Source organism: Zooshikella harenae (assembly GCF_018837975.1).
Taxonomy (GTDB): domain Bacteria; phylum Pseudomonadota; class Gammaproteobacteria; order Pseudomonadales; family Zooshikellaceae; genus Zooshikella; species Zooshikella harenae.
In genome coordinates, this window is the sequence record NZ_JAGSOY010000033.1 from 46,300 (window position 1) to 53,431 (window position 7,132).

At 41.3% G+C, this 7,132-nt stretch carries 7 protein-coding genes; 6 read left to right on the forward strand and 1 reads right to left on the reverse strand.

What is annotated here, in order from left to right:
• Positions 1-24 precede the first annotated feature (24 nt).
• From purB to KCG35_RS14430, 6 genes are all read left to right on the forward strand, one after another.
• A complete protein-coding gene (gene purB, locus KCG35_RS14405) occupies positions 25-1,392 on the forward strand; it encodes an adenylosuccinate lyase (RefSeq protein WP_215820481.1) in 1,368 nt (455 codons plus the stop codon).
• A gap of 73 nt (positions 1,393-1,465) precedes the next feature.
• Complete coding sequence (locus KCG35_RS14410) at positions 1,466-2,629, forward strand: cupin domain-containing protein (protein ID WP_215820482.1); 1,164 nt, start codon at positions 1,466-1,468, stop codon at positions 2,627-2,629.
• Complete coding sequence (locus KCG35_RS14415; protein WP_215820483.1) at positions 2,616-3,668, forward strand: DUF7931 domain-containing protein; 1,053 nt, start codon at positions 2,616-2,618, stop codon at positions 3,666-3,668. Before KCG35_RS14410 ends, KCG35_RS14415 begins: the two co-directional genes overlap by 14 nt.
• Positions 3,665-4,498, forward strand: a complete 834-nt coding sequence (locus KCG35_RS14420; protein ID WP_215820484.1) for a secretin N-terminal domain-containing protein — start codon at positions 3,665-3,667, stop codon at positions 4,496-4,498. Before KCG35_RS14415 ends, KCG35_RS14420 begins: the two co-directional genes overlap by 4 nt.
• A gap of 104 nt (positions 4,499-4,602) precedes the next feature.
• Entirely contained in the window at positions 4,603-5,208 is a 606-nt protein-coding gene (locus KCG35_RS14425) for a hypothetical protein (RefSeq protein ID WP_215820485.1), read from the forward strand.
• Between the two features lie 485 nt (positions 5,209-5,693).
• Positions 5,694-6,470, forward strand: a complete 777-nt coding sequence (locus tag KCG35_RS14430) for a PEP-CTERM sorting domain-containing protein (protein WP_215820486.1) — start codon at positions 5,694-5,696, stop codon at positions 6,468-6,470.
• A gap of 217 nt (positions 6,471-6,687) precedes the next feature.
• Here KCG35_RS14430 and KCG35_RS14435 read toward each other — a convergent pair.
• The coding region (locus KCG35_RS14435) for a substrate-binding periplasmic protein (RefSeq protein WP_215820487.1) at positions 6,688-7,132 on the reverse strand (445 nt) is incomplete at its 5' end.

Genomic DNA, 7,132 nt, shown 5'->3' on the forward strand with positions numbered 1-7,132 from the left:
CTGTGAGTTATAAGTGGTTTCATAATGCAACTATCTTCTTTAACAGCGTTATCCCCTGTTGATGGTCGTTATAGTAATAAGACAACTGATTTACGACCTTTTTTTAGCGAGTATGGCCTACTTCGCTACCGAGTAGAGGTTGAGATCCGCTGGTTACAGCAACTGGCTGCAACACCAGAAATTACTGAAGTCCCTCCTCTTTCTTCTGCAGCAAATGCTTTTCTAGAGCAAATACTGGAAGAGTTTGATGAGCAGGAAGCTGCCCGAATTAAAACGATTGAGCAAACTACAAACCATGATGTTAAAGCCGTTGAGTATTATTTAAAGGAACAGCTTGAACGACAACCCGAGTTGGTTCCCGTTAAAGAGTTTGTACATTTTGCCTGTACCTCTGAAGATATTAACAATCTGGCTCATGGTTTAATGCTAAAAAATGGCTTAGATCAGGTGCTGGAGCCCACTATGGAACAGGTGGTTGAGGCAATACGTGCACTCGCTCATCAATACGCGAATATACCAATGCTCTCTCGTACTCACGGGCAAACGGCCACACCATCCACTTTGGGTAAAGAGATGGCTAATGTGGTGGCTCGATTAGAACATCAGGTTATACAGCTAAAGGCCGTTAAACTTTTGGGTAAGATCAACGGTGCGGTTGGAAACTTTAATGCACACTTAGTGACCTATCCAGAGGTGGACTGGCCTTCTTTGGCGTTGTCGTTTGTTCAGCAACTTGGGCTGTCGTGGAATGCCTATACTACACAGATAGAGCCTCATGATTATATGGCGGAGGTGTTTGATGCCGTTGCTCGTTTCAATACGATTGTTTTAGATTTCGATCGTGATGTTTGGGGCTATATTTCACTGGGCTATTTCAAGCAAAAGACTGTAGCAGGTGAAGTTGGGTCATCGACAATGCCTCATAAGGTAAACCCCATTGATTTTGAGAACTCTGAAGGTAATTTAGGGTTAGCCAATGCTATTCTTCAGCATTTAACGGCTAAGCTGCCGGTTTCACGTTGGCAGCGTGATTTGAGTGACTCTACGGTTTTGCGAAATTTAGGTGTTGGCTTTGCACACAGCTTATTAGCGTATCAATCAACTCTGAAAGGCATCAGTAAACTGGAAATAAATGAACTACGTATACAAGAAGATTTAATGAGTGCCTGGGAGGTTTTGGCTGAGCCAATTCAAACAGTGATGCGCCGTTATGGTATTCCAGAACCTTATGAGAAGTTGAAAGCATTAACACGTGGTAAAGCAATTACTGCAGAGACACTTCAGCAGTTTATTAATACCCTGGAGCTGCCTGAAAGTGTGAAACAGCAGCTTTTGGTGTTAACTCCTGCAACCTATATAGGTAACGCAATTAACCAGGCTCAGCAAGTATAATACGTTACTCATAAATTACTGTTCATTATCTTTGTGGGTATTAATTTACACTTAACGGGTAATCATTGCCAATATGAATACGTTACTAGGTAATATAAGCGCCGCAGAATTTCTACGTGAGTACTGGCAACAGCGTCCCCTGTTTATACGGCAGGCTCTGCCTGCTTTTCAATCACCAGTATCTCCCGAAGAGTTGGCTGGCTTGGCAATGGAAGATACGGTTGAAGCTCGGCTAGTGGTCAATGAGGATGAAGCGGACCCTTGGCAAGTTTGGCATGGCCCTTTTTCTGAAGAAGCTTTTTTGAACTTACCCATTGATAACTGGACTTTATTGGTCCAAGCCGTTGACCATTGGCTGCCTGAAATTGCGCAATTGCTTAACCATTTTGATTTTATACCAGGTTGGCGACTGGACGATATTATGGTCAGCTATGCCCGCCCTGGAGGTGGTGTAGGACCACACCATGACCAATATGATGTGTTTTTGCTGCAAGCGCGTGGTCGAAGGAAGTGGCAGGTAGGTCAACGCTGCACTACTCAAACACCACTGCTGGCTCATAATGATTTGAAAATATTGGCAGAGTTTCACGTCAGTGATGAGTGGGTTTTAGAGCCAGGAGATATGCTCTATTTACCTCCTGGGCTAGCGCATAATGGTATTGCTTTAGATGATTGTATGACATTCTCTGTGGGGTTTCGTGCTCCTTCAGCAGCAGAGGTCATTACCCATTTTAGCGACTATGTTGCTGATAACTTATCTGAAGATATGCGTTATGCTGATCCTGCTTTGGCACTATCAGAGCATCCTGGAGAAATTACACTCAGTGCGGTTGGACGTTTAAAAGCGTTGCTTAATGAACTTGATGATGAACAAAAGCTGGTCGAGTGGTTTGGACGCTTTATGACTGAGTCCAAATATAACATAACCCCAGAATTACCCACGATTAAGCCAACAGACTGTGATGAGTTAGCAGGTCGATTAAAACAAGGCTATTCGCTGGCCATCGTACCAGGTGCACGCCTTGCTTACAGTACCCTGAATAAATGTTGGCAGGTATATGCTGACGGTCAGGTTTTGCAAGCCAGTGAGCAGGTTTCTCCTATTTTAACGCTGCTGGAGCGTAGGCAGCCTATTTATCAAGCCGATGTCGCTGAAGGTGACGTCGATACATTGTTGTTACTCACCCAGCTAGTGGCATTAGGTACACTAGCCTGGAAGTGGAATGATGCAGGCTGAAATTATAAGGGCCTCTGAAAAGCAGGTGCTGTCTTTTATCGCTCAGTATATACGAGCTAAAGGTATGCACTGTCAGCAGGAGGAGCTACTTTGTCCTCTACAGGCAACGCAGTGTGCTGACTATAGTTGGTTTTTGATGGGGAGTGCTACCTCACTGCAAGGTTTGGGGTGGTTTCACCCTGAGCGAGCTACTATTGGTATTTACCTGCATTCCACTGACGATAGTACTAATATTTTTAACGACTTACTTGATTATCTTATTGCTTACACGCGTGCTGCAGGTGTTACTTTACTTAAGGTATGCACTTCGTCTCATTGCTTGAGTTACTATGAGGCTCAAGGGTTCAGTCAAATAACTTCTGATAAATTAGAGAAGGATGCGGTTGATTCCTCCAATCATTTCCTGGTGTTAGATTTAGCAGCGCCAATTCCTTTTGCTGCTATTCCTGAAAAGCAAGGCATTGAGATTATTCATGCGAGGTATCGGCAGGATTACGAGCCTCGCGCGATCAAACCTGCCGCAGAAAGTGTATCCCCTTGTCGGCTTATTTTGGGTGAAGACAGCAAGCTGCAAGTCTGGCATAAACAGGCTGATATCCTGTCAGTATTGCTTAGTATGGTCGCGCAAGCAGATGAGATCGTTTTGATATATTCACCGCTACTACAGCATGAGCTTTTTGCTGATGAGTGTTTTGTTCGAGCGTTTTCTACATTTGCCAGGCGAAATCCGATAAGCCATGCACGTATTTTAGTTGATGATTGCCGAGCTTTTGTTAAGTATTCTCATCCTTTACTGACCCTTCAAAAACGAATTCCCAGCCTTATAGAAATTCAGCAAACCCATCCGCAGTACCCTGTGGAAGGTTATGGTTACATTCTGGTTGATCGTGTAGGTTGGTTAGAATTATCAGACGCGGATTTATTGACTGCAAAGGGATCATTTGCGGATCCTGGAAACGTTAAATTGCGTCAGGAAGGTTTTCAGCGAGCTTGGAATAAAAGCACAAAGCCTGCAGACTTAAGGAATATATCATTATGATTAGCTTAAGCTTCAGTATAAGGTCTGTTAAATATTTTTTGGTGTTACTCTTGTTGGGGTACAGCTTATCATTCGCGGCTGCATTGCAGACCTATACCATTGATATGAGACATCGGCTGGCAGATGAGTTAGTACCCATATTACAGCCTTTGGTTGCTCCTGGTGGAGCAGTTACGGCATACAATAATGTATTGATCATTAAAACAACAGCTAAAAACTTCCATCAATTACAACAAACCGTTAAAAAGCTTGATACGCCAGTTCGTCAACTATTAATCAGTGTGAGCACAGATTCGAGTGTTATATATGCTGAGCGTGGAATAGACGCAGATGTTGATGTGCGGGTAGGTGATGTGACGGTTCGAACAGGAGATCGTCACAGTCCTCATGACCAAGTGATTATTCATCATGGTACTCAGCACAGAAAGGACCAGGGGGTGCAACAGGTTAGTACTATTGAAGGTCAGGCAGCATTTATCCAAGTTGGTCAAGAGGTACCTGTTCATGAGCGAACACAGTGGCCTGGTCATATTGAGCAACGTTCTTCTTATAAAAAGGTCAATCAAGGCTTTTATGCTACTGTGAAGCTATCTGGTAATGATTTGGCCACTATCCAGCTTGAGGCTCAAAATAATCGTTTGGCACGCAATAACTCAGGTAATATTGATATCAATTCAACCAGTACAGTTGTTCAAGCACCCATTGGGCAATGGGTTGCTGTGGGGGGGGTTAATACTCAGGCCAGTCAGCAAAATTCAGACATAAATAAGCGTGTGTATCGTACGCGCGATCAACAAGCCCAGTTTTATATCAAGGTTGATTTACAGTAATGCATTCTTAAGACCTCTTGGTGCCCCTCCTCTTCCTTGTAAGTTAAGGTAAATGAACTAGCCTTGTATTGCCATTTATCATTCGGCAAGGAAGGACATCTATTATGGGATTTTACACACTCATTGATGCGCATGAGGTAAATGCTACCTTTGTGAGCACTAGCGATCAGCAAAAAGAAGGCCAGTTGATTTTACATGCTAGCGGTGTTGTTCAAGAATATGCGACTACACCTGAGTTTTCTCGAGACGAGCAGTGGACTGGCGGGCTCAAGTTTTGTTTGGGAGCGTGGATCGGCCCATTGGGAGCGGGAAAACAAAACTACCGAACGGAACGTTCATTTTCAAACCTAGTACCACCAAAGGAAGTGGTTATTGCGATGGCATCTGGAGACAAAACCATTCCTGTCGAATATATTCCAGAAAAGAAAAGCCATGCCTTTCTAGCCGCACTACAAACGGCTAGTCCTCGTAAATCCAATGAACATGCTGCACATCTGACGGCGTCAGGGAGTTCTTTACGCTTGGATTTTAATGAGGCTTATCAAGTAGCGTTAAATGCCCTTATTGCTAAATTACCAGAGGCGAGTTTATTGACTCGTTATGAGTTAGCCATTGATAAACAAGTTATGTCCTATGTTGGCTTGGTCAAAGGTGCTCCAACATATGAACTGGTTGTAACACTTTCCCTTTCCCACTTCAATAAACGCTAATCAAATAATAATGGGCAGTACGAAGTGATTGCCCATTGCTTTGGGTGTTGTAAGAATCTCACCTGTTGATTAAGCACCAGCAAAAGCTTCAATCAAAACGGTTGTCCCCTCTGAAGCAATTGTTATCACTTTTTTACACTTTGTATTTGGTTGGCCTGTAGATAACCGTTTGCAATTTAATTGTGTTTTTATATATCTAATTTTTTTAATAAAAAAAGTTATGGAAATCATTATATTACGATGAGCTGTATATTTGGCTATGTGTCATTTCTCTTAAGTGGTGGGATACACTTCAAATTGATTTTTTTTACAGTCTCATTAAGTTAACGTGTTAGTTTTTGAGTAACTTATTGTTATAAATATAAAAAACATTTTTGGCATTAATGTTGCTGAATAGTGACTGCGTTTTTACATGCGTTTATTCAATAAGCATGAAGTTTGGATTAGTAGTATGCACGACGGCGTGCATTTTATGGAGAGTTATAATGAATAAATTAGCCGCATTATTTGGAACTGCAGTTGTTGCTCTTTCTTCTCAAGTAATGGCTTCGCCACTCGACGCAACGAATATCACTGTTTTTGATGGACAAGGTTCAGGCTCTGGTTGGTATGGCACTCAGGAAGACAATGAGATAGAGCCACATAATGGTTATGGACAAAAGTGGGATCTTGAAGGCTTTTTCCAAAAAGGAAATGATTTAAGTATTGTTAGTGGTTACAACCTGAAAAATGGTGAAAAACAAGGTAGTCATCGTTGGACTTCTGGTGATATTTTTATCGATATCAATAACGATGTTACTCGTGGTAGCAATACATGGCGCAATGATAATAAAAAGGTTAAAAATACTTACGGTTTTGACTATGTTTTGGATGTTAACTGGTCTAATTTAACTTATGATGTTGTTAAGATAGACGCTAATGATTACACGTTAACTTCATACTTTAGAAATAACCAAGCTGCTAATCCTTGGAAATATGCTGGTGGCGGCGATGTTATCGGCAACGGTTCTTTTTCATTAAGCTCTTTAACCGATGCTGAATCAGGCTTCAGTGGTGGAAATCACTACTATGCCAATGGTTTTGACCTGAGCTTTTTAGGTGAAAATGCAGACTTTAACTTACACTTCACTATGCAGTGTGGTAATGACGATCTGCGTGGTAAAGGTAAAACACCTTCTACTCCAGTTCCAGTTCCTTCTGTAGCAGCTTTAATGGGCATTGGCTTACTGGCTTTAGGTCGTGCTCGTCGTCGTAAAAAGTAAACAATGTGTAATAGCCTATTAATTATGTAGGTTATACAGCAAAAAGCCTTGCAGTGATGCAAGGCTTTTTTTATTTAGAGATCCGTTACTGATTTAATTGTTATTCTACTCAGCTAAATATGTCTCATCTTAATAATAAAAAATATACTGGGCATATTTTAAATTTATCTTTTTTAATAAAATTTAATTAGCCGATTTTTAAAAATGATATCCTATTTTACAGATAGTCGCTTAAAATATCATTGTATAAAGTATCACCAATTTGGCCTTTTGTTTTCTTCACTTCATCAATTCCTTTTTGTAGTTTATTAATAAGCTCATCTGATGTCTTTTTACTAAATGCATAAAATAGTTCAGCTTCTTTTAGGATGTAAACCGCACTGAAATCGCCACTTTGTAAACCATTTTTTTTAATGAACCAGCGTGCAACATTTTCTTCGTAAGCCCACAGGTTTACCCGACCGGTGTTAAGTTTTTTTACGAGCGAATCAGCATTTGACGATGGTTTGATGGCAGAGTCTGGTACACCAAGTGCTTTTACTAACTGTTCGCCTACATCATCACGGATTGTTCCTACTGTATATTTGGCAATGTCTTCGGGAGAGTTGATTTTAATGTCACTCTCATTTTTGGCGAGTAACACGATTTTTGTTTTGGCGATA